Raw genomic sequence first — 365 nt, forward strand, 5'->3', positions numbered from 1 at the left:
CTATATAAATTAAGCATTTCCATTTCATATATGGAACATGCAACTTCTCTTTAAATGTTAAAAAAGGGAGAGGAAATAACTCCTCGCCCTTTTTACGTTTATTGAATTTCCAGTGTTACTTTTTCATCATTATGATGTCCCACTGAATACAAGAGCATTCGAATTGCTTTTGCAACTCTCCCTTGCTTTCCAATGACTTTTCCAACATCCTCAGGATGTACAGTTAATCGATACTTTATCTCTCCGTTGTAAAGTTCCTGTGTAACTTTTACATCTTCAGGATGATCGACAAGAGGCTTGACAATCGTCTCGACTAACTTCTTCATAGTCATTGCCTCAATTACTTACCTTGTTTAGATAAGTGG

At 35.9% G+C, this 365-nt stretch carries 1 protein-coding gene; it reads right to left on the reverse strand.

Annotated features, from left to right (window positions below; all coding sequences use genetic code 11):
* Positions 1–98: 98 nt before the first annotated feature.
* A complete protein-coding gene (locus MR113_RS27550; RefSeq protein ID WP_000737399.1) occupies positions 99–326 on the reverse strand; it encodes a KH domain-containing protein in 228 nt (75 codons plus the stop codon).
* Positions 327–365 lie beyond the last annotated feature (39 nt).

It is taken from the genome of Bacillus cereus group sp. BfR-BA-01379 (assembly GCF_022663605.1).
Classification (GTDB): domain Bacteria; phylum Bacillota; class Bacilli; order Bacillales; family Bacillaceae_G; genus Bacillus_A; species Bacillus_A mobilis.